Source organism: Paraburkholderia sp. BL21I4N1, assembly GCF_002973525.1.
Lineage (GTDB): Bacteria > Pseudomonadota > Gammaproteobacteria > Burkholderiales > Burkholderiaceae > Paraburkholderia.
This window is the reverse complement of sequence record NZ_PVEN01000031.1, coordinates 1-22151: the sequence shown is the minus strand read 5'-3', so window position 1 is coordinate 22151 and position 22151 is coordinate 1. Positions and strand designations below refer to the sequence as shown.

Annotated in this window: 22 protein-coding genes and 1 pseudogene; 10 read left to right on the top strand and 13 right to left on the bottom strand. The window is 62.2% G+C overall.

Annotation, left to right across the window (positions count from 1 at the left end; genetic code table 11):
• The 3 genes from B0G83_RS36895 to B0G83_RS36885 form a co-directional block, all read right to left on the bottom strand.
• Entirely contained in the window at positions 1 to 462 is a 462-nt protein-coding gene (locus B0G83_RS36895; RefSeq protein WP_105512197.1) for a VOC family protein, read from the bottom strand.
• Between the two features lie 170 nt (positions 463 to 632).
• The gene (locus B0G83_RS36890) at positions 633 to 1586 is read right to left on the bottom strand and encodes a zinc-binding alcohol dehydrogenase family protein (RefSeq protein ID WP_105512196.1); all 954 of its coding nucleotides are present in this window, start codon (positions 1584 to 1586) and stop codon (positions 633 to 635) included.
• Between the two features lie 27 nt (positions 1587 to 1613).
• Positions 1614 to 1889 carry a hypothetical protein gene (locus B0G83_RS36885; protein WP_105512211.1) on the bottom strand — a complete coding sequence of 92 codons (276 nt, stop codon included), beginning with the start codon at positions 1887 to 1889 and terminating at the stop codon, positions 1614 to 1616.
• 97 nt (positions 1890 to 1986) lie between these two features.
• On the opposite strand from B0G83_RS36885, the gene B0G83_RS36880 reads away from it, so the two are divergent.
• A complete protein-coding gene (locus B0G83_RS36880) occupies positions 1987 to 2784 on the top strand; it encodes a helix-turn-helix domain-containing protein (protein ID WP_105512195.1) in 798 nt (265 codons plus the stop codon).
• A gap of 81 nt (positions 2785 to 2865) precedes the next feature.
• Here the strand turns inward: B0G83_RS36880 and B0G83_RS36875 are convergent, their stop codons facing one another.
• Positions 2866 to 3873, bottom strand: a complete 1008-nt coding sequence (locus B0G83_RS36875; protein WP_105512194.1) for a sterol desaturase family protein — start codon at positions 3871 to 3873, stop codon at positions 2866 to 2868.
• A 67-nt stretch (positions 3874 to 3940) separates the two neighbouring features.
• Positions 3941 to 4957, bottom strand: a complete 1017-nt coding sequence (locus B0G83_RS36870; protein ID WP_105512193.1) for a beta-propeller fold lactonase family protein — start codon at positions 4955 to 4957, stop codon at positions 3941 to 3943.
• 248 nt (positions 4958 to 5205) lie between these two features.
• Here B0G83_RS36870 and B0G83_RS36865 point away from each other — a divergent pair, with 248 nt between their 5' ends.
• The 4 genes from B0G83_RS36865 to B0G83_RS36850 are packed head-to-tail and all read left to right on the top strand — an operon-like array spanning position 5206 to position 9733.
• The gene (locus B0G83_RS36865; protein ID WP_105512192.1) at positions 5206 to 6351 is read left to right on the top strand and encodes a porin; all 1146 of its coding nucleotides are present in this window, start codon (positions 5206 to 5208) and stop codon (positions 6349 to 6351) included.
• Positions 6352 to 6361: 10 nt separating this feature from the next.
• Positions 6362 to 7042, top strand: a complete 681-nt coding sequence (locus tag B0G83_RS36860) for an ABC transporter ATP-binding protein (RefSeq protein ID WP_105512191.1) — start codon at positions 6362 to 6364, stop codon at positions 7040 to 7042.
• Between the two features lie 13 nt (positions 7043 to 7055).
• Complete coding sequence (locus B0G83_RS36855; RefSeq protein WP_105512190.1) at positions 7056 to 8030, top strand: ABC transporter substrate-binding protein; 975 nt, start codon at positions 7056 to 7058, stop codon at positions 8028 to 8030.
• On the top strand, positions 8030 to 9733 hold the full coding sequence (locus tag B0G83_RS36850) for an iron ABC transporter permease (protein WP_181157181.1): 1704 nt from the start codon (positions 8030 to 8032) through the stop codon (positions 9731 to 9733). The genes B0G83_RS36855 and B0G83_RS36850 overlap by 1 nt, the downstream gene beginning before the upstream one ends.
• 113 nt (positions 9734 to 9846) lie before the next feature.
• On the opposite strand, the gene B0G83_RS36845 is transcribed toward B0G83_RS36850, so the two are convergent.
• The 6 genes from B0G83_RS36845 to B0G83_RS36820 all read right to left on the bottom strand — a co-directional run bounded on the left by B0G83_RS36845 (position 9847) and on the right by B0G83_RS36820 (position 16127).
• Positions 9847 to 10716 (bottom strand): hypothetical protein, encoded by an 870-nt coding sequence (locus B0G83_RS36845; protein ID WP_105512189.1) that lies wholly within the window; start codon positions 10714 to 10716, stop codon positions 9847 to 9849.
• A gap of 131 nt (positions 10717 to 10847) precedes the next feature.
• On the bottom strand, positions 10848 to 11681 hold the full coding sequence (locus B0G83_RS36840; RefSeq protein ID WP_105512188.1) for a glycine betaine/L-proline ABC transporter ATP-binding protein: 834 nt from the start codon (positions 11679 to 11681) through the stop codon (positions 10848 to 10850).
• A gap of 56 nt (positions 11682 to 11737) precedes the next feature.
• On the bottom strand, positions 11738 to 12706 hold the full coding sequence (locus B0G83_RS36835) for a proline/glycine betaine ABC transporter permease (protein WP_105512187.1): 969 nt from the start codon (positions 12704 to 12706) through the stop codon (positions 11738 to 11740).
• Positions 12707 to 12836: 130 nt separating this feature from the next.
• Positions 12837 to 13874, bottom strand: coding sequence for an ABC transporter substrate-binding protein (locus B0G83_RS36830; RefSeq protein WP_105512186.1), 1038 nt, complete (start codon positions 13872 to 13874; stop codon positions 12837 to 12839).
• 92 nt (positions 13875 to 13966) lie between these two features.
• Positions 13967 to 15193: a Xaa-Pro peptidase family protein gene (locus tag B0G83_RS36825; protein WP_105512185.1), complete on the bottom strand. Its 1227-nt coding sequence runs from the start codon at positions 15191 to 15193 to the stop codon at positions 13967 to 13969.
• Positions 15194 to 15239: 46 nt separating this feature from the next.
• On the bottom strand, positions 15240 to 16127 hold the full coding sequence (locus B0G83_RS36820; protein ID WP_105512184.1) for a hypothetical protein: 888 nt from the start codon (positions 16125 to 16127) through the stop codon (positions 15240 to 15242).
• Positions 16128 to 16247: 120 nt separating this feature from the next.
• Between B0G83_RS36820 and B0G83_RS36815 the strand changes: the two genes are divergently transcribed.
• From B0G83_RS36815 to B0G83_RS36795, 5 genes are all read left to right on the top strand, one after another.
• Positions 16248 to 17162 (top strand): LysR substrate-binding domain-containing protein, encoded by a 915-nt coding sequence (locus tag B0G83_RS36815; protein ID WP_105512183.1) that lies wholly within the window; start codon positions 16248 to 16250, stop codon positions 17160 to 17162.
• Between the two features lie 302 nt (positions 17163 to 17464).
• Positions 17465 to 18607, top strand: a complete 1143-nt coding sequence (locus B0G83_RS36810) for a porin (protein ID WP_105512182.1) — start codon at positions 17465 to 17467, stop codon at positions 18605 to 18607.
• Positions 18608 to 18755: 148 nt separating this feature from the next.
• Positions 18756 to 19229 carry a MarR family winged helix-turn-helix transcriptional regulator gene (locus B0G83_RS36805; protein WP_105512181.1) on the top strand — a complete coding sequence of 158 codons (474 nt, stop codon included), beginning with the start codon at positions 18756 to 18758 and terminating at the stop codon, positions 19227 to 19229.
• 17 nt (positions 19230 to 19246) lie between these two features.
• The gene (locus B0G83_RS36800; protein WP_105512180.1) at positions 19247 to 19810 is read left to right on the top strand and encodes an isochorismatase family protein; all 564 of its coding nucleotides are present in this window, start codon (positions 19247 to 19249) and stop codon (positions 19808 to 19810) included.
• A 64-nt stretch (positions 19811 to 19874) separates the two neighbouring features.
• Positions 19875 to 21215, top strand: coding sequence for an MFS transporter (locus B0G83_RS36795; RefSeq protein ID WP_105512179.1), 1341 nt, complete (start codon positions 19875 to 19877; stop codon positions 21213 to 21215).
• A gap of 61 nt (positions 21216 to 21276) precedes the next feature.
• On the opposite strand, the gene B0G83_RS38420 is transcribed toward B0G83_RS36795, so the two are convergent.
• Together B0G83_RS38420 and B0G83_RS39375 are read right to left on the bottom strand one after the other, a co-directional pair.
• Entirely contained in the window at positions 21277 to 21765 is a 489-nt protein-coding gene (locus B0G83_RS38420) for a hypothetical protein (RefSeq protein ID WP_146120365.1), read from the bottom strand.
• Positions 21762 to 22070, bottom strand: a pseudogene (locus B0G83_RS39375) (hypothetical protein); the annotation flags it as partial. The pseudogene B0G83_RS39375 and the gene B0G83_RS38420, both read right to left, overlap by 4 nt.
• Between the last annotated feature and the right edge of the window lie 81 nt (positions 22071 to 22151).

Below are 22151 nucleotides of genomic sequence, written 5' to 3'. Positions count from 1 at the left end.
TTAAACCCAGCCTTCGATCTTCAGCCCGCTTTCGCGCTCGGCCTCTTCACGCGACACCTCGCGCACCGTCTGCCCAAAACTCCAGACATGCCCCTCCGGATCGCGAGCCACGTACACACGGTCGCCGTAGAACTGATCGGCCAACTCACGCGTAATTACCGCGCCCGCAGCGCGCGCGTGAGCGCAATGCTCGTCGATACCCTCACGTAGTTGCACGTGCACCGACTGCGTGTTTTTGCCGCCGATCGACGCGGGGCTCGCCGCATCTTCCGACCATTCGCGACAGATCATCACGTAGCTGTCGCCGAAACGCATTTCCGAGTGGGCCAACTGGCCGTCGTTGTCCGTAATGACCATCTGCCGCTCGAAGCCGAAGGCTTTTTCAAGCCAGTCGAGCGCGGCAAACGCGTCCTTGTAGTACACCGATGCCCCCAACGAAGGACGTTCGAACGATTCGCTCATGATTGCCTCCTTTGATAAACCTCACGGTTAATATTTCACACTATAGTTAAATAAACCGGTAAGGCAAGGACGGGATGAGCGAACGTGTTCCGTCATGACAAAGGTGGGCGCGCAGCACACTACCCGATCGACGAGGGCATCGACCAACGACCAGCGCCATACCCCCACGCCTATGGCACAAACACCGTCCGACAAGCACTATCCGGATGCCCCCAATGCGCGCCCAACTCCGCCAGCGGCACAGTCTGAGTCGTCACTTGCAGACCGGCGGGCCCCGCCGCATCGAAGACCGCTTTCAGCGCCCCGAACAAATGCGCCAAAGGAACGCTGCCAATCCCGCTGCCCACCAGCCTGACATCCGCCGAACGCAGCACGGCCGCCGGCAACGCGATCTCCGCGCCGCTGATCGCGCCGATCTGAACGAAGCGCACGGGGTGATCGTCCGCCGAGGCTTGCGCCGCCGCGATCAGCAACGCCCGCGCACTCGCGCCCCACAGATAATCCAGCACCACGTCCACGCTGTCGCTAAACACCGCCTCAAATGCGCGGCTCAGGCTGGCTTCGTCCTGATCCAGCGAAATCGTGACATCGGCGCCGACGAGCTTGAGCGCTTCCAGCGACGCCGCATTACGCCCCGTCGCAATAATTCGTGCCGCGCCGAGGTGCTTCGCGATCTGCACGGCCAACCGTCCCGAGGTGCCCGTTGCACCGTTGATCAACACGGTTTCGCCCGCCACGAAAGCCGCCCGCTCGACGAGCGCCGCCCATGACGACATACCGGGAATCGCAATCGCCGCAGCCGTGACGTCGCTGAGCGTATCGGGCAACGTAATGCAATGCGCGTCTGCGACGAGGCTGTGTTCCGCCATCGCACCGAACGGCGCCTCCGGCTTGAAGAAATAGACGCGCCGGCCGTCGTCCAGCCGGCCGGTGCCGTCCACGCCGGCAACGAACGGAAAGCCGCCCGTCGACGAATAATGCGAGCCCGCCGCCCTGGAACGGGTGACGTGACTGAGCGCGGACGCCGTGACATCGACGACACGAAATCCGCTCGACGGTTCGGGCCGATCGAAATCCGCGTAGACGGGCGCCTCGCCCGCCGCTTTGACAATAGCTGCTTTCATGAGGGTTCCTTGCTGTCAGCCTGGCGTTCAGGATTGAGATTGAAGCGCGCGCTGCCGTGCGTCAACCCACTCGCGCAACGCGCGATCGCGAATCTCGAGCACGTCGAACAGGCCGAGAAGGTGCAGCGCGGAGATGGCGTCGACCATATCGGCTTCGGCCTCGGTGCGCGCCGCTTTGCTCGCATCGGGGTCGCACCAGACACGCGCATTGGCGAGAAATGCCGCGACGGTGCCCTTACGGATCGTCGTACCGCCAATCTCGGTCTGATTGATTGAATCGGGAAGAACCTGTTCAGCTCGCATCGCACTGCACTCCTTGTTGGTCACCATGAAATCCAGTGTAAGCGTGCAAAACCGGCCCGTCTCCGGTATAAAGGCCAATCAATACGGTATTCCGGCCATGACCCAACCTTTGATTCGCCCGGATCTCGTCACCTCGCCGGCCGGTCCTTTCCTCGCCGCGGCCGAGCTGACGCAAAACGAGGCACGTTCAACGGCCTCGCATAGTCATGCGCGTGGGCAACTCATGGGGGCATTGAGCGGACTCGTCTCGGTGGGCCTCGACCGGCAGCAATGGGTCGTGCCCGCGATCCACGCCATCTGGATTCCACCGCATTACGAGCACTCGGTGCGCTCCTACGGGCCGTTCTCAGGCTGGAGTGTGTTCATCACCGAGCAACGCTGCGAGCAACTGCCGCGCGAGCCGCGCGCGATCAAAACCACGCCCTTGCTGCGCGAAGCCGTGCGGCGCGTGGCGAGCTGGCCGGGCGTCGAACTCGACGACGCGCAAACGCGCATCGCGGAAGTCATCGTCGACGAGCTCGCGGCTTCGAAAGAGGAATCTCTGGATTTGCCGCGTCCTGACGACGCGAGGCTCGTGCGTCTCACGGACGCGCTGGTCGGCGATCTGTCCGACAATCGCCGGCTCGATGAATGGGCGGTGTGGGCGGGTCTTGCGCCGCGTACGCTGAGCCGCCGTTTCGCGGCGGAGACCGGCATGACGTTCGCGCAGTGGCGGCAGCAGGCGCGCTTGCTGCGTGCGCTCGAACTTGTCGCGGACGGCATGCCCGTCACGACGATCGCGCTCGAACTCGGCTACGACAACGTCAGCGCGTTTATCGACATGTTTCGCCGCGCAATGGGCACGACCCCTGGGCGCTATCTGGCGGCCGACGCGCAGGCGTCGTCGCGGGATTAATTCGCGCGAGGCGTGTTGGTCGGCTAGCGCGGGCGTGAGCCGCGCGAATCTCGCGGCTCATTGCATCGATCATTCAGCGGCTTATTCAACCGCACCACCGGCATAGTTCCGCTGACCGCGCAAACGCTGCACGATCCGGCCGAACGCGTACCACTGCTGCGCGATCAAACCCGCGCCATAAGAACGGCCTGCACCATGCGGCACGGGCAGCTGATCGCGAATCCCGGTCGGCTCGACGGTGCGATCCCACGAAACGGTGCGAAACATCATGTCCCACCATGGAAACAGCACGCCGAAGTTGCATCCGTAACGCGTGCCTTCGTGCCCATACCCCACCGCGTGATGCCGGCGATGAAAAATCGGACTGACGATCACACGCTCCAGCAGCCACCCGTACGGCAAACGCGCATTCACGTGCTGCACGCTCTGCATGAAATTGCCGACGGCGACCAGCACCACGAACTGCGTCGGCTGCACGCCGATAAACAGCGAAATGGCCGCAAAAAAAGCCGCCTGGATGATGTCGTCGAGAAAGTGATTGCGGTCGTCGGCCCACAATGACATTTGCTGCTGACTATGATGAACCGCGTGCAATTCCCACCACACGCCGAAACGATGCTGCCAGCGGTGATACCAGTAACCGAAGAAGTCGAGCACGATCAGATAGATCAGGAACGACACGACCGGCTGGTCGGTCACGCCCGGCCACAGACTGTCGACGTCGATATTCGGCACGTTGTAGATGGCCATCAGGCTTTGCCAGTGATTGAACAACGGCGTGAGCATGAAAAAGACCGCGATGTTGATGATGCCGAGCTTGGCGATCCACGTGTAGACCACGTCGGCACGCAGCGCCTTGCGATCCTGCCAGGTCTCGATCGGCCGCAACGCTTCGAGCGGCCGCAAAGCGGCATACGTCACGACGATTTCGAGCACGCCGATGATCACCCAGTAAAGCGCGTCGTACGTGTCTTCGTCATAGCCCATCAAGCCGAACTTGAAGAAGAACGGCTGTACGACGTCGACATACAGCAGCGTTTGCAGCGCTGAAATGCCGTTGTCGAGCAACGCGAGGATGTCGTGAATCATCGAAAAACCTCTGAAAACAGATGCTGTAATGAAAGCGGAAGCTTGAGGCCTCGGCGGCTCCCCAGCCTCAATCCGGATTCGGCGCGGTCACCGGCGCGCGATTCGCGAAATACAGGCCATGCGGCGAACGTCCGACAGCAATCGTGTCGATAAGTTTTCGCGTCGTCAGATCAATAATGCCCACGTGCTTCGCAAAGCGGAACGTCACCCACAGGTAGCGGCGATCGGCGGACAACTCCATGTCGTCGGGTCCGGGCATCAGACCAGTAATGTCGCCCACTTTCGTCAGCGTGTTGTAATCGAGAATGCTGATCGTGCTCTCCACGCGGTTCGACACCGCGATGTGCTGACCGTCGTCGAGATTACGGAAGTTGTGCGCGCCACGGCCGGTCGGGATTTTTTTCACGAGTTGCTGCTTGTGCCAGTCGACCACGGCCACGTCGTCCTCACCCGTCATGCCGATCAGCAGATAGCGGTCGCCAGGCGTCATCCACAAACCGGCGGGCGTGTTGCCGACATGCAGTTTCCACAGCACCGTCTGCGTCGCGAGATCGATCGCGGCGACTTCGCCGGTGTCCTGCAGCGTGACGAACACCGTGCGGCTATCCGACGAAAACGTCATGTGGCTCGGCGTTTTCGACAGCGGCACGCGTTTCGCGAGCAGCACGTTCTGACCGTCGTAGCGATACACATCGACGCGATCCAGCCGCAGCCCGGCCGTGACAAACCACTTGTGATCGGGCGAGAAACCCAGTTGGTACGGGTCTTCGATATCTTCGACACGGCGCTGCACCTTGCCCGTGTGCGGGTCGAGAAACATCAGGTCGTTGGACACCGAATCGGCCACGATCAGCGAACGGCCGTCGGGCGTGATCATCAGATGGTGCGGCTCCTTGCCGGTCGGCTCGGTGCCGATCACCTGGTGGGTGGCTTCGTCGACGAGCGAGAGTTTCGCTTCGCCGGAATCGAGCACGATGACGTTGTCCGCGGCCTGCGCGAACCCGGTCGCGAACAGGCCGCACAGCAGCGCGGCGCGCACGCCTGCCTTGGAAATCGTCGTGATCGTTGAAAGAGGAAATGACATGTGATGAATTTCGCGCGCGAAAAAGGAACCGATGGGGAATGAGGGGCAGACTGGCGAGCGTCGACGTGACGACGACGGCAAGCTCGGCCGTTCCCTCATAACGTGACAACCCGCTTCGCCGATGACACGAATCCGTCATTCCCCACCGTAAACACCGGAAAAAATGCCGGGCGTTACGCTGTCATTCATTTGACTTAAGCCCAGCTTACATTCACGGCTCAAACTTAATCCCAAAGAGGACACAATCCGTGAACCACTCCTACCGCATCGCGGCGGTCGGCTGCTGTCTGGCCGTTTCCGTCTGTCAGTCGAACACCAGTTTCGCCGCCTCAGAAGCTTCTTCCTCTTCTTCCGTCACGCTATACGGCATCATCGATACCGGTGTCGAATTTCTCAACAATGCTTCGGCCACCAAGGGCCAGACGCACGACGTCACGCGCCTGACCTCCGGCAATCTGTCAGGTTCGCGCTGGGGTCTCACCGGCACCGAAGATCTCGGCGGCGGCTCGAAAACGTTCTTCCGCCTGGAAAGCGGCTTCAACGTCGACAGCGGCGGCCTGCTGCAAGGCGGCCGTGAATTCGGCCGGCTCGCGTACGTAGGCCTGTCGAACACCACTTACGGCTCGCTGTCGCTGGGCCGTCAAGGCGGCCTGTTCCTCGACTGGATGAGCCTGTACAACCCGCTCGGCAACGCGGTCTACGCGATCAAGATGCAGGATCCGGCGTTCTCCGACCGGCTCGACAACACGGTTCGCTATGAACATCATTTCGGCCCGGTCACCGCGCTCGTCCAGTACAGCCTCGGTTACGACAACGTCACGTACGGCGCGCAACCGGCGGGCGACACGCGCAACGCGCGCGTGATCGAAGCCGGCTTGCGTTACAAGAGCGGCCCGCTCAGCGCGGCCATCGCGTACGACCAGAAGAACGGCGGCAGCACCAGCCCGACCGCGGCGCACACCACCAAGGCAGGCGGCTACGAAGGCAACGTCGACCGACGCATCGGCGTCGGCGTGCGCTATGCGCTGGCTTCCACGGATCTGTTCGGTGGGTACCGCTACCTCAATTCGAAAGCGATCCACCTGAGCACGCTCTCCACCGGTCCGGTCGAAGCGACCAGCCTCTACTGGCTCGGCGCGACCTATCACGCGAGCGCCGCGCTGAATCTGTCGAGCACGGCGATGTACCAGAACTTTTATGGCACGTCGCGCGATCCGTGGTCGTTCCAGGTCGACGCGGACTACTTTCTGTCCAAGCGCACCGACCTCTACCTGAACCTCGCGTATGCGCTGAACCGCAACGGCTCGAATCTCGGCCTGAACGGTTTCGCCACCGACGTGGTGGCGGGCAAGAACCAGGTCGGCCTGATGGCCGGCATTCGCCACACGTTCTGAGGACGGCAGGATGGATAGCGCGAGCGTATCGATCCGCGTGCGCGGACTTCGTCAGACTTTCGGCACGCAGGCCGTCCTCGACGGCGTCGATCTCGACGTGCCGGCGGGCACCACGCTCGCGCTGCTCGGACCGTCGGGCTGCGGCAAGAGCACCTTGCTCAAACTGCTGGCCGGGCTGCTGAAACCGGACGCGGGCCGCGTGATGTTCGGCGACGAAACCGTCGCCGATGCGGCGATCTGTTTGCCGCCCGAGTCGCGCGGTCTCGGCATGGTGTTTCAGGACTATGCGCTGTGGCCGCATATGACGGTGGCCGGCAACGTGTCGTTTCCGCTGGAAATGCGCGGTGTCGGCCGGCGCGAACGCGCCGGGCGGGTCACCGCGGCGCTCGCGCGCGTCGGTCTCGACGGGATGGGCGCGCGCCGTCCGTCGGCGTTATCGGGCGGCCAGCAGCAGCGCATCGCGCTGGCCCGCGCGATCGTCGCCGAGCCGCGCATCCTGCTGTTCGATGAACCGCTGTCGAATCTCGACAGCCAGTTGCGCGCGAGTCTGTGCGACGAGATCGGCGGCCTGCTCGCGCAACTCGGCACCACCGCGGTGTACGTGACCCACGAGCGCAAGGAAGCCGAAGCCCTCGCCCATACGATCGTCACGCTCACGCACGGGCGCGTGGAAAGCGTCCTTCACCGGTAAAGGAATCGCTACAATGTTCAAGTCAATTTTCTTCGTTATTCTCACCATGTCGTTGACCCTCGGGCTGGGCACGTCCCCAGCCGAAGCTGCTTCTATTACCGTCTATACCGCCGGACCCGGCAACCTCAGCAAAAAACTTGCGCTCGGTTTCGAGCGCAAGACGGGCATCAAGGTCGATCTGTTCCAGGCCACCACCGGCAAGGTGATGGCGCGTCTCGAAGCCGAGGCGAGCAATCCGCATGCGGACGTGTTGATCTCCGCGTCGTGGGACACCGCGCAAGATCTGGAAAAGCGCGGCTGGCTGCTCGACTATCAGAGCCCGAATGCCGCGCATGTTTCGCCTATGTTTAAAGGCCCCGCCTATGTCGCGCAGGGCATCTCCGCGCTCGGCATCGTGTGGAATACGCGCACCGGCAAGCCGGAACCGCACGACTGGCGCGATCTTGCCGCGCCCGCTTATCGCAATCAGGTGACCACGCCGAATCCGGCGCTGTCGGGTGCCTCGCTCGATCTGCTGCTCGGCTTGCAGGATCGTCTGGGTGAGGCCGCGTGGTCGCTGTTCGACAGCCTGCACAAGAACGGCATGGTCGTGCTCGGTCCGAACGCGCAGGCCATCAACCCCGTGCTGCAGGGCGCCAAGTCGGCGGTATTCGGCGCGGTCGATTACGTGGCGTACGGCGCGGCGTCGAACGGCGAATCGGTCAAGGTGATCTTTCCGAGTAGCGGCACCGTGATCGCGCCGCGTCCCATGATGATCCTCAAGACCTCGCACGTGCAGAACGAAGCGCGCGCATTCATCGACTACGTGTTGTCCGACGAAGGCCAGAAGCTGGTTGCCGACGCGTGGCTGATTCCGGCGCGCGACGACATCGCCGGCACCCGTCCGCCGCTGAAAGATCTGAAGCTGCTGCCGCAGGACGACGGCTCGAACACCAAGACGCGCGCCGAGGTGCTCGCGCGTTTCAATGCGCTGTTCGGCGATCACTAATGGCTCGCGTGATGATGCGCGCCGCGCCGTCCAGCGGCGCGCCGCGCGGCGGTTCGGCCTGGCTGCTGACGCCGCTGCTCGCCGCGCTCGCCGTGCTGATCGCGTTGCCGATCGGCTTCGTCGTGTTGCAGGCCATCTTTCCATTGCTCAACCGCGGCTCGTTCGCGCATCCGTTTAGCGCATTCGGCGCGGCGCTGGTGCGCGCCGATACCCTGCCTTTGCTTGGCAACACGGTGCGCTTCGGCGTGAGCGTCGCGCTCGCCAGCGTGACGCTCGGGTTGCCGCTTGGCGTCGTGCGAGGTTTGTTCCGGCTGCCGGGTGCACGTCTGTGGGATCTGCTGTTTCTCGCGCCGTTTCTGATTCCACCGTACCTCGCGGCGTTCGGCTGGATTCTGCTGCTGCAACCGAACGGGTATCTCGAACAGTTGACCGGCGTGAACCTCGGCCGCTTTCTGTTCTCGTTCAACGGCGTGGTCGCGGCCATGACGCTCGGTGTGTTTCCGGTCGTCTACTTTTCGGTGTCGCGCACGCTCGCCGCATTGGGCGGACGTCTGGCCGACGTGGCGCGCGTGTTCGGCGCGGGCCCGTGGCGCAGTTTCACGCGCGTCACGTTGCCGTTGATGCTGCCCGCCATCGCCGCCAGCGCACTGCTGACCTTCACGATGGCGATCGAAGAATTCGGGGTGCCGTCCGCGCTCGGTTCGCGTGCCGGTTTCACGTTGATGGTGACATCGATCGAGGAACGGTTCTCCGATTGGCCGATCGATCTGCCCGGCGCGTCGGTGCTCGCGCTGCTGCTTGCCTTGCTCGCGTTAGCAGCCTTTGTGCTGCAACGGCGGGTACTCGCGGGCCGCGACTTCGAAACGCAGACCGGCAAACCCACGGCAACGCTGCGACGCGAATTGGGCCACTGGCGCTGGCCGGTGCTTCTGATGTTCGGTTTCGTTGCGTTCTGTGCCGCCATCGCGCCGTTGTTCGCGATCGTCACGACGGCGTTTTCGCGCACGCTGTCGGGTGGCTTCGCGATCGACAACCTCACGCTCGCGCACTTCAAAGCCCTTTCCGCCGGCAGCGACGGTGCGAGCGCACTCGGCACGAGTCTCGCGCTTGCCGCCGCGACGGCTTGCGTGACAGGCGGCCTGGGTTTTCTCAGCGCATGGGTAGTCGTCAAAACCCGTCTACGTGGCCGCGCCGCGCTCGACGCGTTGACGCTGTTGCCGCATGCGTTGCCCGGCATCGTGGTCGGTGTGGGGTTGATTCTCGCGTGGAATCTGCCGATCTGGCCGGTCACGCCGTACAACACATGGGGCATTTTGCTGCTGTCATACAGTTGCCTGCTGTTGCCGTATCCGATCCGCTATACGAGCGCGGCATTGCGTCAACTCGGTTCCGGACTCGAAGCGGCGGCGCGCGTGCATGGCGCGACGAGCGCGCGCGTGTTGCTGAGAATCGTGTTGCCGCTGGTCGCGCCGGCACTGATATCGTCGGTGATGATCGTGTTCGCGGTCGCTTCGCGTGAGTTGGTGACGTCGTTGCTGCTCGCGCCGAGTGGTGTGCAGACCGCGTCGATATTCATCTGGCAGCAGTTCGAGCAGGGCTCGATCGGCGACGGAATGGCAATGGGCACCGTGACGCTGTTGATCAGCGGCGCGTTGCTAGGTTGCGGTGCGCGCTGGGCGAAACGTTTCGACGACGTAGCGTGAATGTGCTGAGAGGCGAGCGCAGTGAGTTGATTAGTTTCACTGCACTCGCCTGGGTTCCGCGCTAATGCTGTCGAAATCTCAATAGCGCGGAACCGCCATAACGCCCTACCGCTTTACTGCGCGCAGAACGTCGGCTGATACTTGTACACCCACGCGGTCTTCGTCGAACTCGGCGACTGCACCCAGTTCGTCATGCCCTGAATCACGCTGAAAATCAGTTGCGAACGCGAAGTCACCTTGTCGGTGAAGACACCGTCGCTGTTCACGTCGACCTCGAAAGAAATCTCGGCCAGCGCGGGCGTCGTCGAACCGTTCGCGTACCAGACCGTCATCGTGAAGTCGGCATCTTCCTGACCGAGATCGCTGACCGCGCCGTCGTACGTGACTTCATGAATCGACAGTCCACTCACCGGCACCAGCGTTTGAGTGCTGACGCTGTCGAACACGTGCGTGGTCGGGAACAGATCCTTGATGTCGCTCAGATGATTGATGTTCTTCGAGTCCGACAGCGGTTCGTTGGTGGAGTGCGAATAGGTCTGGTTTGACGGCGGCGTGATGTCGTCTTCGAGTTTGCTATTCGCTTTCGATGAACTGCCGCTCACGTCGGTATTCGCCGAAGTCGTCTGATTGGGCGAGCCGAATTTCAGTTCGATATTGCGGCCGCTGCTGTCGTCGCGTTCGCGCATCGAATAGCCGGCCTGCCTGACCGCGCAAGTGCCCGGCGAATCGTAGTACAGCACGGTGCGATCGTTGTCGGCCTTGAAGCTGCCGGTAACCGTGCGATCGAAGCCATTCGCCGCGAGACTCGCCTGCAGGTCGGTGAGAAAGCGATTGGCCGCATCCGCCGGCTGGCTTGCGAAACTGGCGGGGTTGAGCAGTACTTTGTATTCACGGCTACCCACCGACGGTGTGCCCGCGTGAGCGACGCTGCTTGCGCACAGCAAGGCAACGGTTCCTGCATGATGCCATCTGATCTTTGTCATTTCGGTTCTCATGGATTGAAAGGGTACAGCCCCTCCAATCTACGAGTACCGAGTGACAACGCAGTGAAGCGAAGCGATTCAAAATCAGAATCGGCGAAACAGGTTGGCATTGCAACGAAGCGGGATTTGCCTCACTGCCGCGTCGCACCCCGATCCGAACGCCGCTCCACGAAACGCCTCACGTAATCGTCCGCCGGGCGCGTCAGAATTTCGTCGGGCGTGCCCTGCTGCACCAGCTTGCCGTCGCGCAGAATCGCGATGCGATTGCCGATTCGCAACGCCTCGTCGAGATCGTGTGTGATGAACACAATGGTCTTCTTCAAGGTGGCCTGCAATTGCAGCAGCTGATCCTGCATCTCCGTGCGAATCAGCGGGTCGAGTGCGGAGAAGGCTTCGTCCATCAGCAGGACATCCGTATCCGCGGCGAGCGCACGCGCAAGGCCGACACGTTGACGCATGCCGCCGGACAGCTCGTCGGGATAGTGCTCGTCGTAACCGTTCAAGCCTACTTTACCGAGCCACACGCGCGCCTTGTCGTTGGCCTGCGCGCGGTTTTCACCGCGCACGCGCAGCGCGTACGCGGTGTTGTCGAGCACGGTTTGATGCGGCAGCAGCCCGAAGTTCTGGAACACCATGCTGACCTTGTAGCGGCGCAGTTCGCGCAAGCCCTGCGCGCCGAGCTTGATGACGTCCGAGCCGTCGATCACGATCTCGCCCGCGGTCGGTTCGATCAACCGGTTGAAGTGGCGCACCAGCGTCGACTTGCCGGAGCCGGAAAGACCCATGATGACGAAAATTTCACCGGAGCCAATGTTCAGGCTGACGTCGTTGAGACCGACATTGCAGCCGGTTTGCGCGAGCACGTCGGCTTTGCCTTTGCCGCCGCGCAATAAGTCCAGCACGCGCGCGTGACTCGTGGGCGGGCCGAACAGCTTGTACACGTGTTTGACTTCGATCGCTGCCATCTTGCTCTCCTGATGCTTTGCTCTGAATGGGCCAGGCGTGTTACCAGTCAGGCCAGTTACTTCGCCGTTCGGGTTTCGAGTCCGCTGTCCACCGCGCCCTGCTCGTTCGCCTCCGCGCTACTCACGCGATACGGAATCCGCGAGGCTGCTTTCGCCTTTCTGCGTTGCGCGAACAGACGCCGCGTACGACGGTCCTGCCCATAGCCCTGACTGATCCGGTCGATCACGATCGCGAGAATCACAATGGCGATGCCCGCCTGCATGCCCTTGCCCACGTCGAGCGTCTGAATCCCGGCGAGCACGTCTTCACCGAGACCGCGCGAGCCGATCATGGAGGCGATCACCACCATGGAAAGCGCCATCATCGTGGTCTGGTTGATGCCGGCCATGATGCTAGGGCGCGCCAGCGGCAATTGCACGTTGACCAGCAGCTGCCAGCGCGTGGTGCCGAATGCGCGCGCCGCCTCGACCACTTCGCCATCCACGTGACGAATGCCGAGATCGGTCAGGCGAATCAGCGGCGGCAACGCGTAGATGATCGTTGCGAGAATCGCCGGCACCTTGCCGAGGCCGAACAGCATCAGTACCGGGATCAGGTAGACGAAACTGGGCAGCGTCTGCATCACGTCGAGCGTGGGCAACAGCAGGCGACGCAACCACGCGCTGCGCGAGGTCAGAATGCCGAGCGGCACGCCGAACGACACCGATAGCACGGTGGCCACCAGCATCAACGCCAGCGTCTGCATCAGCTTTTCCCAGAGCCCGAAGCAACCGATCGCGTACAGCAGCAAGATAAAGAACCCGGCGATGGTCAATCGCCGGGTCGCATTCCACGTGATCGCGCCGACCGCGAGCAGGATCAGCCACGGCGGTAACGCGCGCAGCGCGCCTTCGAGCGGCACCAGCACGTAGCGCAACACGGAAATGCTGAACTGATGAAAACCATCGCCGTAGCGGGTCACGAACGATTGCACAGCGTCGTTCACCCAGTCGGCAATCGAGAGATGCAGAAAAAACGAATGCATGATCAAGCCTCCACGGCAAATGGACAGCGGGTCGCCCCGCTCCCGCATCTGCGGTCCGGCGTGAAGCTGTCAGGGCGTCACGCCGTCGAAATCGGCCGGGCATTACAACCGTCCGGCACTTCGCTATCGATCAGGCGCCGGTGAGTCCAGCCTGCACTTTGGACGCGACGTCGGCCGGCACCCACTGCTTCCACATTTCCGGATGCTCGCGCAGGAATTGCGTGGCCATGGCCGAGCCGTCGAGTTTCTTCGTGCTCATTTCGAGGATCGTGCTGTTCAGAAAGTCCATTGGAAACTTGACTTTGTTGAGCATGGACACGAGTTGCGGATCGGCGTCGTAGAACGGCGTGGACACGCCAACCGTGACATGCGAAACCATGTACGACGACGCGCATTGCGACGTGCTGCTCTCGTCGCGCAAGGTCTTCCAGCAGGCGTCGTTATAGGCCGGCATTTTCAATTCGACGAACTTGTACTTCGCCATCAGCGCGGCCGGTCCCCAGTAATAGAACACGATCGGCGCACCACGCTGATACGCGGAGGCGATCGCCGCATCCAGCGCCGCGCCGGTGCCCGGGTGGAAGTTGGTATAGGTCGCGTCCAGATTCAGTACCTTCAGCAGGCGCGTATTGACACGCTCGCAGTCCCAGCCGGTCGGGCAGTTGAGAAAGCGGCCCTTGTCCGGTTCCTCGTCGTCGGCGAATACGCTTTTGTATTTCGGCAAATCGGTCACCGAGACGAGGCCCGGCGCGAGCGGCTTGATGCCGCGTTTCGGATCGCCCTTCACCACGTATTCCGGCACGAACCAGCCTTCTTTCGTGCCACCCGGCAACGTATCGCCCACCAGTTTCACGCTGCCCGACGCGACCGCCTTCGCGGTGATCTCGCTGCGGCCGGTCCATTGTTCGGCCCACACCTGCACGTCGTTGTGCGCGAGCGCGGTTTCGGTGGCCGCCGTACTGCCGGGCACGACGTCGGTCTTGCAGCCGTAGCCCTTCTCCAGAATCTGCCGCAAAACTTCAGTCGCGAACGACCCGCTTTCCCATGTGATGCCGGCAAAGTGAACGGTCTTGCCTTGCGCGCACCAGCTATCCGCGGCGTGCGCGGTCGTGCCGGTCAAGGCGATGGCGGCGGCGCACAGCACCGCGCGGAGTTGTCTGAATTGCATCGTGGATCACCCTTGGCGTAATGAATGGCATTGAATGGGTTGGCATGGGAAGCGTCGGCCGCAATGTCTCCGAATGCGGCCGCGCTCAGCGTTCAGGCAAGCAGGCGCTTCTCGAAGGGATAGTCGGACAGCAGTTCCACGCGGCCGTCGTCGCGCACGTACAGCTGCTCTTCCAGCTTGACGCCCTCACCGCCGGCTTCATGGCCGATATAACTTTCGATGCACAGCGTCATGCCGGGCTCGATCACGCCGTCATAGCCCTTGGCCTCGTTATCCTCGCGATGGACGATGTACGGATACTCGCCCGTCATGCCCACGCCATGCGCGAGCGCGAAATAACGGCGCGCCTGATACGGACCGGGAATCTTCCACGCCTTCGCGATGAATTCCTGAAAGGTCGTGCCGGCGCGTACGTTCTCCATATTCGAATGGACCTGTTCGTAGGCGAGCTTGTAGAGCGTCTTTTGCGCCGTGGTCGCGGGCAGATCGCCGCACAGAAAGGTGCGCGAGAAATCGGCGTAGTAACCGAAGCGTCCCACTACGTCGGTGTCGAGTCCGACGAGTTCGCCCGCCTGAATCTTGCGCGGACTGCTCTCCTGAAACCACGGGTTGGTGCGCGGCCCCGAGCTGATCAGACGCGTCTCGACATAATCGCCATCGGTCTCGATGATGTGCTTGTGCAGGTGCGACCACAGTTCGTTTTCGCTGATGCCGGGCACCAGCGCCGCTTCGAGCCGGCGCACGCCTTCTTCGGCGGCACGCAGCGACGAGCGGATCATCTTGATCTCGTTGGGTACCTTGATCGAGCGGGCGCGTTCCAGCGGTTCCTGCGCGTCGCTGATCTGGTAACCGCGCGCTTGCAGCGCAAAGGCCGCCGCCGAGGTCGCGCTTTCAATCGCGATCCGCTTGCCGCCACCGCTTTGCCTGACGAGTTCATCGATCTCGTCGGCCCAGCGCTCGGTGACGCGTCCCAGCATGTCGTCGCAGAAGTAGTAGGAAATCGCGGTGGCGGGTCGCACTTCATCGACCGTGTCGAGCCCGTCTGCGAGGAAATCACAGCCCGCGTATTCGAACAGCACGACCTTGCCTTCGGCCGGCACGAACAGATAGCGCGCGGGATTGCGCATCGAATACACCTGCATGTTGCGCGAGCCGGTGGCATAGCGCATATGCGTCGGGTCGAACAGGATCGCGGCGGTGAGGTCGCGCTTTTTCAGCTCACGACGCACGGCCGCGAGCCGGTCGCGTTGAATCTGCGCAATTTCTTCCGGGGTCGGTTCGCAATCTTCCGGCAGATGAGTCGGGCGAATAATCGTCATGGTTTCTCGACAGGGGGGACGTAGTTATAGGTGGGGGAAAGCGGATTCAATCGACCAGGTTATCGGCACGCACCAGCCGCTGCTCGGCTTCCAGATGCATTTCAGAGACGCGCCCGTACAACTGCCGGGTCCGTTCGAGCCGGCCGATCACACCCGGCTTCTGCGAGTACGCGAAGATCGCCGTATGGCGCTCGACCGTGCCTTCCACCCGCGTGACGCGGTGCAGCGAAAAGCGTCCTTTGAACAGTTGCAGATCGCCCGGCTGCAACGTGATCACGTTGATCGGCGCGCGCGTCTCGCCGCGCACCACGCTGCCCACGCCGTCGTAGTTCTCGCCTTCGGGCGAGCGGATATTCGGGCAATACTCGAAGTCGCCGCCCGCTTCCGGCTGTTGCGTCATCATCGATACGATGAATTCGTTGGTATCGTAGTGCCACGGCTGCTCGGTGCCCGGCGGCATGACGTTTTGCACCAGGCCGGCATACGGGTCCGCGTATTCCCAGACCCGTGTTTCGCCGAGGCAGGCGGCGACGAAACGCTTCATGGCCTGCGCCACATAGATGCGATGCACGATCGCGTCGGCCGGAATCACGTCGCGGGTCACGAAACCGCTGGTGCGGTCCATGAAGACGCGGCGTGGGTCGTCGGCGGGCAGCGACGGATCGTCCGCGGTGAAATAGGCGTTGACCTTACGGGTTGAAAAGTAGGTCTTGGCGGCCAGCGCGACGCCTTCGGCGCGCGCCTGGGCCAGCGCTTCGGGCCGTAGGAAGCCATGCAGCACGGCGCTGCCGTTGCCCGCCAGATGGGCGCGACAGCTCGCCACCAGCTCGCGCATGCGCGGATGGTCCGGATCGTGCAGCGGATAACGCCCGGTATCGACGATGTCGCTCAAATCGTTGCATTCGGCATCGGCAAGAGGAAGACTGACTGACACGGCGGGACTCCAATTAGGGGTTCGGACTGATTTGTGACGCGAATTGTTTTCGACAACAATCACCTCACTGACGCCCCCATGTTTTGATCGCCAAATTTCTTTGGAAAGCGAGTAATTCCGATGGCTTCCATCAGCGGACCCGATTGGTCAAAACTGAGTTCTCTCGATCCCGAACTGGTGCGAGCCTTTGTGGCCGTGGTCGACAGCGGCGGATTCACCGCGGCGGCGAAGTTGCTGCACCGCACCCAATCGACCATCAGTCTGCGTATTCGTACACTGGAAGAGCGGCTGGAAACGCACATGTTTCTGCGCAACAGCCGCCGGCTCGCGCTGTCGCGCGACGGCGAAAACTTTCTGATTCACGCTCGCCGCATTATTCAGGTGCAAAACGAAGCGATCGCCGCACTGAACCGGAGCAAGAGCGACGGTGTGATCCGTTTCGGCTTGCCGGAGGACTACGCGGAGCTCTGGCTGCCGGAGTTGCTGAAGAAGTTCTACGCGCTGCGGCCCGGCGCGCGGCCGCATATTCATTGCCGGATGTCGCTCGAATTGCTGGAGCGACTGCAAGCGGGCGAACTGGATCTAGCGCTGGTGGTGAGGCACGGCTCGCAAACCAGCGGGCGGCATCTCGGGCGTGAAGAGGTGGTGTGGGCGGCGCATCGGGATTTCGTGCTGGAACCCGACGCGCCCGTACCGCTGGCGCTATTTCCCGAGACCTGCTGCTATCGTCAGCGCGGGCTCGAAGCGCTCGCCGCGTTCCAGCGGCAATACCAGGTGGTGTACACCAGCCAGAGTCCGACGGGGATCAAGGTGGCCGTGAATCACGGTGCGGCGGTGACGATTATCGACCGCTGCACGCTGCCGGAGAACTGGCGCGTGCTCGGCGTGTGCGATGGCCTGCCTCTATTGCCGGCGGCGGATCTCGAGTTGCATCGTTCATCGGTCAATCGCGATCCGGCGGTGGACGATCTCGCCGCGCTGATCGAGGCGATGGTCGAAGAACGCAGGAACGTGGCGGTCGGTGTAGCCGCTTGAGCGTGCAGTCTTTCCTTACGGGCTTCATTGCAAGCAGGTGATTTTCCGGCGGCGCTGCACAGAGCGCCGCCGCGTTTCATCAGCAGACTTACTAGCCTGACCTCACACTCTTCTTCTCCCGGCGAAACGCTTCTCCTCTCGCCACGGTACTTCGGATCGCCAACGGTTCTCCGCGAGCTTGCGTTCTCCAGCGCTTGCTCCATCGGCGAAGCCGATTGATCCCATCGGAATTCCTCGCTTTGCAAAAAGTATTGGCCGGAAAATCATGCGACGGCCCCTCGCCAATACACACTGGAGATCTCATGAAAAAGAAAGTCATCGCCCTCGCCCTGCTGGGCGCCGCTACCCCCGTGTTCGCGCAAAGCAGCGTCACGCTCTACGGCGTGATCGATGAAGGCGTCGACTACACGAATAACGTCGGACACGGCAGCGTCGTCGAACTCGCCAGCGGTTATGCGCAAGGCAGCCGCTGGGGCCTGAAAGGCGCGGAAGATCTCGGCGGCGGACTCAAGGCGATCTTTCAACTCGAGAACGGCTTCGATCTGAATTCCGGGCGGCTCAATCAGGGCGGCCGCATGTTCGGACGTCAGGCGTACGTGGGGATTAGCAGCGATAAATTCGGCACGGTGACCTTGGGCCGTCAATACGATTCGGTGGTCGATTACCTTGCGCAGACCACCGCCAACGGCAATTGGGCCGGCTATCTGTTCGCGCATCCGTACGACAACGACAACACCGACAACTCGTTCCGCCTCGATAACACCATCAAATATGCGAGCCCCGAGTTCTCGGGCTTCCAGTTCGGCGGTGCGTATAGCTTCAGCAACGATACGAACTTCGCCAATAACCGCGCATACAGCTTCGGTGCGCAATACGCGAACGGCGGCCTGCTGGTCGCCGCGGCCTATTTGCAGGCGGACAATCCGGGCGTGGGCTCGAACGGCGCGATCACCGCGAACGACGCGAGCTTTATCGCCGGACGCATGCGCGTATTCGGCGGCGGCATCAACTACACCTTCGGCTCGACGACGCTGGGCTTCGCGTACACCAACTCGAATTACCAGAACCCGACCGGCAACGGCTATATCGGCATTCCGCTCGCCGCGGCCGGCGTCACGCTGAACACGCTGAAGTATCAGAACTTCGAGGTGAACGCGAAATACCAGTTCACGCCCGCGTTCTTCGTCGGCGCGCAGTATGTCTACACGATGGAGAACTACGACGCGTCGTCGGGCAGCGTGAAGCCGAAGATTCACTCGGTCGGTCTGATGGCGGATTACAACCTCTCCAAACGCACCGACGTCTACGTGCAGGGCGAATATCAGAAGGTGGCCGGCAGTTCGACCAACTCGATTCTCGACGACGCGTTCATTCCGGGCGTGCAGTCGCCGTCGTCGACGCAGAATCAGGTCGTGGCGCGCGTTGCGCTGCGTCATAAGTTCTAAGGTCCGCAACATCACGAACGGCGCGCGTGACCGATTGACGCCTCGGTGGCCGCGCCGCCACTCAGCCGTTCCTCTCACCGCCTGCATCGCCTTGACTCGGCGCAGATATGAAGGTAACCTTTGTAGGTAACCTTCATATCTGTAAGCCATGAGTAAGAGCGATTCCGTGCCTGCTTCACCCGTCTCACTACCCAATGCCGACGCCCTGCACACCATGGCGGAAGACCTGCGCGTGGTGACTGGCAAACTGCGCCGGCGGCTGCGCGAAGAGGCGCATATCGGCGACTTCACGCCGTCGCAGATTCAGGTGCTGAGTTTGCTGGAGCGCGAAGGCTCCGCCACCGTCAGTTCCCTCGCGCGCCTGCACGGCATGCGCCCGCAATCCATGGGCGAAATGCTCTCGGCTCTGAAAGCCGCTGGGCTCGTTACCGGCGCACCCGATCCGAACGACGGCCGGCAAACCGTTCTCTCGCTCACCCCCGCTTTCCGCAAGAAAGTCAAAGCCAGCCGCGCGGCACGCGAAGACTGGCTGTTCCGTACCATCCAGACACGCTTTTCGGCGGCCGAGCAGCAGCAACTCGCTGTCGGCGTCGACTTGCTCAAACGTCTCATCGACTCGTAACCCGCAGGAGAAACCCCATGGCACTCACCACGCTCGACGCAAAGACCGCATTGGTCGTGATCGATTTGCAGCGCGGCATCGTCGCACTGCCCACCGCGCACCCCACCGGCGAGGTCGTGCAACGCGCGGCGCTGCTGACCGAGGCGTTCCGCCGTCACGGTTTGCCGGTCGTGCTGGTCAACGTTGCCGGCGGCGCGCCGGGTCGCGCGGACCAGACGGGTCCGAAAGGCGACTTCCCGGCCGGTTTCACGGAGCTGATGCCTGAACTGAATCAGCAGCCTTCGGATCACCTGGTAACCAAACGCACGTGGGGCGCGTTCACGAACACCGATCTGCAGGCGTATCTGCAGCAGCAAGGCGTCACACAGGTGGTGCTGCTCGGGGTGGCGACCAGCATCGGCGTCGAATCAACCGCGCGTTTCGCGCACGAACTCGGCCTGAACCTCACGCTGGTGGTCGACGCCATGACCGACATGCATCTGGAGGCGCACAACAACACGCTCGCGCGCATCTTCCCGCGCATCGGCGAAACCGGTACGACGCAGGAAGTGCTCGACCTGCTCGAACGCTCCCACGCATGAGCGAGTCCGCCAGTCCGCGCACCGCGCCGATCATCACGCTGTTCTTCACGATGGGAACAATCCGTTGAAAGGGACTTTCCGTTCGCTGCGCACGTTCAATTACCGGGTCTGGGCTAGCGGCGCGATCGTGTCCAACATCGGTACGTGGATGCAGCGCACGGCGCAGGACTGGCTCGTTCTCACCGAGCTTACGCATCACAACGCGACGTCCGTGGGCATCGTCATGTCGCTGCAGTTCGGCCCGCAAATGCTGCTGTTGCCGCTCACCGGCTATGCGGCCGATCACTTCGATCGCCGCAAGCTGCTGTTCGTCACGCAGGCGGCGATGGGCTCGCTTGCGCTCGGCCTCGGGATTCTCACCGTCACCGGACTCGTGCAGCTTTGGCAGGTCTATGTATTCGCGGGTTTGCTCGGCTGTGTCACCGCGTTCGATTCCCCGGCGCGCCAGACCTTCGTGTCCGATCTGGTCGGCGAAGAGGATCTGTCCAACGCCGTCGCGTTGAATTCCACTTCGTTCAACGCCGCGCGGATGATCGGGCCGGCGGTCGCGGGGCTATTGATCGCCTCGGTGGGCACGGGCTGGGTGTTTCTGATCAACGCGCTCTCGTTCGTCGCCGTACTCGGTTCGCTGCGCATGTTGCGGCTCGATCAGTTGTATCTAAAGCCGCGAGCGAAACGTGCGCGCGGCAGTTTCGTGGAAGGCTTCAAGTATGTATGGACCCGTCCCGATCTGAAGGCCGCGTTGTTGATGCTGTTCCTGATCGGCACGTTCGGACTCAATTTCCCGATCTTCATTTCCACCATGTCAGTCACCGCATTTCATGCGGGCGCGAGTCAATACGGTGTGTTGAGTTCCACCATGGCGATCGGCTCGGTGACCGGTGCGTTGCTCGCGGCCCGCAGGTCGAAGCCGCGCATGGCGCTGCTGCTCGGCGCGGCGGCAATTTTCGGCGTGGGCTGCACGTTGGCGTCGCTGATGCCGAACTACGTGCTGTTCGGTATGGCGCTGGTTGTGATCGGCATATCGACGCAAACTTTCACCACGTCGACCAACAGTCTCGTGCAACTGTCTACCGAACCCGCCATGCGTGGTCGCGTGATCGCGATTCTGCTGGCTATCGCACTGGGCGGCACGCCGCTCGGCGCGCCTGTAGTTGGCTGGGTTGCAGACCGCTTCGGGCCGCGTTGGGCACTCGGCGTGGGGGCGGCGTCGGGGTTCGCGGCGGCGCTGGTGGGGTTGATGTATCTGGTGAAGTACCGGCAATTGCGCGTGTATGTGGAAGGTGGACGGCTGCGCTATACGATCGACGACCCCCGCCAGGCGCCGGCTTATGTGAGCCCGGCTACGGCGGTGCAGAACGCGGTGTTGAATGAAGCGGAAGAGGATACGTCGTCGAGCGTGTGAGGATGAAACGGCGATGAGCGGGCGTCATCGGATGACGATGACGCCATTGCGGTGCTCGTTTTTAGCCGGCGTTCGATTCGTCGACGCCAAGGCTCGCTGCGAGTGCGTTGAGCGCTTCCGTGTCTGCCGTGCCGATCATGACGGCCAGCGCGATAAAGATGGCCGCCGGCGCTTCGCTTCTCCGCTGCAGCGGTGTGTTGCCATCGTTCAGCAACACACCGAACATCGTCTCTTCCGCCATGCAAATCACCGACACCACGCCCTGGATAATCATCAGATCGAGTTGCATGCAGTCGATCCGTTCAAGCGTCGACCACGTCATATCCGACTGACACACGATGTCGTCCCAACCCACCGCTAGCTGCGAAGATGTATAGCGACAAATCTCTCGTCCCTCGTCATCGATCCACATCCAGTTTTCGTGCGATGGAGAAGTGAGCCAATGCCCTGTTGTCAGGGTCCACGGTGCGTGACGGCTTAACCAGCTACGATTTACGTCGGAGGCGAAATCGGCTAGGTTCAGGCGTACCATTTCTTGCTTGTCGTTCATGATGTACTCTCGTTGTCGGACCAGATCCAGTTTGTTGCGCCCCATCTGCTGCCTGCAAAGACCGGCATGATTTCTCCCGCTTCGAAATAGCGACGACTGTCCGCCTTCGCGGGAGATTGCCACCATCCAGCTTCAGGGCACGGATTGCCACCCGGTACGCTGTGGCGAGCGGGCTTATGTTTGACGGGGAACGGGACGATAGTCGGCGGCTCGGGAATGGGCGGCGCATCGGGTAAATCGAAACGCGCTGTCCACGTCCGCGCATTCTTCGTATCCGCATGCGGAAGATATGGGTCCAGAGTGTGTGAAAACGTATTGATCGCCTAAACTGAATCAACGCACTGAGATCGGGTGACTCATGAAGCGATTCGTTGAAGGCGATGACC

Excerpts from the sequence above, each read along its gene's own strand:
- B0G83_RS36895 (WP_105512197.1), bottom strand. The coding sequence starts at position 462 with ATGAGCGAATCGTTCGAACGTCCTTCGTTGGGGGCATCGGTGTACTAC.
- B0G83_RS36890 (WP_105512196.1), bottom strand. The coding sequence starts at position 1,586 with ATGAAAGCAGCTATTGTCAAAGCGGCGGGCGAGGCGCCCGTCTACGCG.
- B0G83_RS36885 (WP_105512211.1), bottom strand. The coding sequence starts at position 1,889 with ATGCGAGCTGAACAGGTTCTTCCCGATTCAATCAATCAGACCGAGATT.
- B0G83_RS36880 (WP_105512195.1), top strand. The coding sequence starts at position 1,987 with ATGACCCAACCTTTGATTCGCCCGGATCTCGTCACCTCGCCGGCCGGT.
- B0G83_RS36875 (WP_105512194.1), bottom strand. The coding sequence starts at position 3,873 with ATGATTCACGACATCCTCGCGTTGCTCGACAACGGCATTTCAGCGCTG.
- B0G83_RS36870 (WP_105512193.1), bottom strand. The coding sequence starts at position 4,957 with ATGTCATTTCCTCTTTCAACGATCACGACGATTTCCAAGGCAGGCGTG.
- B0G83_RS36860 (WP_105512191.1), top strand. The coding sequence starts at position 6,362 with ATGGATAGCGCGAGCGTATCGATCCGCGTGCGCGGACTTCGTCAGACT.
- B0G83_RS36855 (WP_105512190.1), top strand. The coding sequence starts at position 7,056 with ATGTTCAAGTCAATTTTCTTCGTTATTCTCACCATGTCGTTGACCCTC.
- B0G83_RS36850 (WP_181157181.1), top strand. The coding sequence starts at position 8,030 with ATGGCTCGCGTGATGATGCGCGCCGCGCCGTCCAGCGGCGCGCCGCGC.
- B0G83_RS36845 (WP_105512189.1), bottom strand. The coding sequence starts at position 10,716 with ATGACAAAGATCAGATGGCATCATGCAGGAACCGTTGCCTTGCTGTGC.
- B0G83_RS36840 (WP_105512188.1), bottom strand. The coding sequence starts at position 11,681 with ATGGCAGCGATCGAAGTCAAACACGTGTACAAGCTGTTCGGCCCGCCC.
- B0G83_RS36835 (WP_105512187.1), bottom strand. The coding sequence starts at position 12,706 with ATGCATTCGTTTTTTCTGCATCTCTCGATTGCCGACTGGGTGAACGAC.
- B0G83_RS36830 (WP_105512186.1), bottom strand. The coding sequence starts at position 13,874 with ATGCAATTCAGACAACTCCGCGCGGTGCTGTGCGCCGCCGCCATCGCC.
- B0G83_RS36825 (WP_105512185.1), bottom strand. The coding sequence starts at position 15,193 with ATGACGATTATTCGCCCGACTCATCTGCCGGAAGATTGCGAACCGACC.
- B0G83_RS36815 (WP_105512183.1), top strand. The coding sequence starts at position 16,248 with ATGGCTTCCATCAGCGGACCCGATTGGTCAAAACTGAGTTCTCTCGAT.
- B0G83_RS36810 (WP_105512182.1), top strand. The coding sequence starts at position 17,465 with ATGAAAAAGAAAGTCATCGCCCTCGCCCTGCTGGGCGCCGCTACCCCC.
- B0G83_RS36805 (WP_105512181.1), top strand. The coding sequence starts at position 18,756 with ATGAGTAAGAGCGATTCCGTGCCTGCTTCACCCGTCTCACTACCCAAT.
- B0G83_RS36800 (WP_105512180.1), top strand. The coding sequence starts at position 19,247 with ATGGCACTCACCACGCTCGACGCAAAGACCGCATTGGTCGTGATCGAT.
- B0G83_RS38420 (WP_146120365.1), bottom strand. The coding sequence starts at position 21,765 with ATGAACGACAAGCAAGAAATGGTACGCCTGAACCTAGCCGATTTCGCC.